A 2,749-nucleotide genomic window follows, 5' to 3' on the forward strand; every position below is an offset into this window, starting at 1 on the left:
ATATCAAATCCGTTTAATTCGGTATAAAAAAATGTTTCATCTTCAACCATTACCAAATATTTCTCGATCTCCCCATCTCCCCACATTCCCCTCCTGGGAGGGGGAGGGGCGAGGGGTGGGTCCCATCTCCCCATCCCCCAATCTAATTACACCGATGCTACCGGATTTGATATGACTCCCTTCTCTCCCCACAATACCAATAACGGACACTGTATTTTCGTGTCAATATCTGCTTCATCATGCTCTAAGTCAATAGAGGCAGCAGCACGGTAGTCTTCATAACAGACATGAAACTGGTACAGATCAATTCCCTTGCTGATCTATGATTTGAAACATCGGCAAATTCCTCAATTCTCGTAATCATTCGTCACTGTGCAACGCCGAATCAATAGTTAAAAACACCATAGATTTATCCCTACTAAGTTAGTGCTAAAAGCAACATTAAGAGTTTCCATGGACTTCACTAACCACCAAACTTTACCAGTGGTAGCTCCTTGATAATGATTAAAAAGAATAGAAAATTTTTGTTCTAAATAAGGTTTAGCTTGGTGACAAAATAGTACAATCTTCAAGAACATACCAATCACTATTGTCGCTCCAAGATTATTAATCAGGTCATAAAAAACAAAATGTTTTGGTTGCTCAAGACTCTCAACAACTAGAAAATCTAACATTTTTTTGCAAGTACCTAAAATTAGAGAATCATTGGGTTTTTGAGTATTATTATCAGACCAAGTATTTTGTAATTTATCATATAATTTGCGATTAAATTGACATTTACTATAACCAGGATCGATTGTATCAGTTAAGTATTCATATAGCCCATCTTTAAAAGTACCATAAGAACAAGTAAAATCACAATAAGTTTGAAACTGTTGAGCTTGGTCTCGTAATGTTTGGCGACCATGAACTTTTTTGGTAAAATACTTAACTACTTCATTTAATTCTTCGTCTTTCATTAAAGTAGGATTTTCAATAGAATTGTTTTTCCTGGGCAACCTTTGATAAGTGATATATTTAGACAAATCTATTTCATATTTTTGCTGTTGTCTTCTTCCAATCATTTTAATTTCTTGTTGCTCTTGATCAGTACTCTCATCATTGAAAAAACAATGTTCATATAGATATGGATATCGATCAATTAATTTTTCTAACTTCCGATCTGCAATTTTTGTATTTTCTTGAGTTTCCCTGATAAACATCTTAGCTAAACGTTGTAAGGCAACATATTTTTCAGTCTCAGTAAAACTGCGAATTAAAGTGCGTAAACGTTTAGAAGTCCAACAAGAGGGCAGGTTATTTGGTTTTACCTGGAATATACTTACTAATTCTGGAATTGATTTTTGCAGTTGTGGGTTTTGTAACCAAAAGTTAATTAATATATAGCAACTTCTATTGAGAATATTATGAAATTCTTCTTCATCAGGATCGGCATGAATAATTGTTTCCATTACCTGCCATATTTCAGGGATAAAATATCCAGAAGCATCAATAAATAGAGCCCTAAAATTACCAATTAACTCTTCGGGGTCTTGTTGACGAGCTAAATCTTGTAAATGCTGATAAAGTCGCTGTTCTTGTTTGGCAGATTTATGATTATTATTAGTTGATAAAGATTTTAAATTATAATTTAACATTCTTGAAAATCCCCTCTGATAATTAATTATAAGCTAATTTAACTTGCCCTTCAATAAAGTATATTTTTGTAAGAATTGATGATTATATCTGTCTTAGTAGAATAGATATTTCAATAAGAATTAAATTGCAATTTTGAACAGATTTGTTAGACCAATATTTTTGAGATTATGATAGTAAATTTAACTCATATAAAAATATGCTCAATGTCCGTATTTACCTAAAAATATGCGTTATGAATTAGGTTAAATCTGAAATACAGATTAAAGTTTGTAATACTCACTCTAGTTTATAACTTTTGCTTATTACAATCTTAGTCCTATCCATAACTAACCTTTATAAGCTAAATTAAGTATAAAAATTAGATTATACTCTAACTATTAATTTTACTCTGGAATTATTTGAATTTATGTAAAGATTTGATGAAGAATCTAAGAGTTCAGTAGATTTTTTGATGATAAGTTTACTGAAACCCTGTAAATGCAGAAGCTTTTAGTTAAGTGTGAATACGGATAATTCGTAATCAAATAATTACAACCAACACCATTTTTAAGAATAAGTAGTCTGGCAAAAGTACTAATATTGGTCGGTACAGAATTTTCATTTTTAGGAAGTAAATTATAGTTATCTAGTGCTCCCTACTGCCTCAAACAAACGAATTTTGTATCTCACTGTTTATGGGAATTGCTATATAGTATTCAGATTGATACTCCCCAGTCTAAAAATGCGGGGATTCTTGGTTCGCTGACGCAACGCTGCGCGAACACTGACTCAACATCACCTAGCAGGATTTCTCCAACTCAGCCAAAAGGCCAATCTCCCGGTAGGTTCCGGTGTGCCCCACCGTACATAGTGCTTTCTTGAGAATATTTTTGGCAGCGTTCACTTTCTTGCTCACTTGACACTGTAGGTGTTTTAAACACTTACTCATGGGTCTATAAGTTTTTGGATTTTTAAACACCTTACCGTTAGAGCAAACGGCTAATATCAAATCCGGTAGCATCGGAGTAATTAAACCTGAATTTTCGGCCACCAATGGTACTGGGTTATAGCCTTGATTGCAAATTGCTGTGTTAAAAGAACTTGACAACGCTCAAACAGAATTTCTTCTAAC

Annotated in this window: 2 protein-coding genes; both read right to left on the minus strand. The window is 33.3% G+C overall.

The window, feature by feature from the left end:
* Nucleotides 1-42: 42 nt before the first annotated feature.
* Complete coding sequence (locus tag F6K13_RS27140; RefSeq protein WP_205127506.1) at nucleotides 43-210, minus strand: hypothetical protein; 168 nt, start codon at nucleotides 208-210, stop codon at nucleotides 43-45.
* A 182-nt stretch (nucleotides 211-392) separates the two neighbouring features.
* Complete coding sequence (locus tag F6K13_RS27145) at nucleotides 393-1,637, minus strand: hypothetical protein (protein ID WP_124146826.1); 1,245 nt, start codon at nucleotides 1,635-1,637, stop codon at nucleotides 393-395.
* Nucleotides 1,638-2,749 lie beyond the last annotated feature (1,112 nt).

Origin of the sequence: Okeania sp. SIO2B9, from assembly GCF_010672505.1 — a bacterium.
Taxonomy (GTDB): Bacteria; Cyanobacteriota; Cyanobacteriia; order Cyanobacteriales; family Microcoleaceae; genus Okeania; species Okeania hirsuta.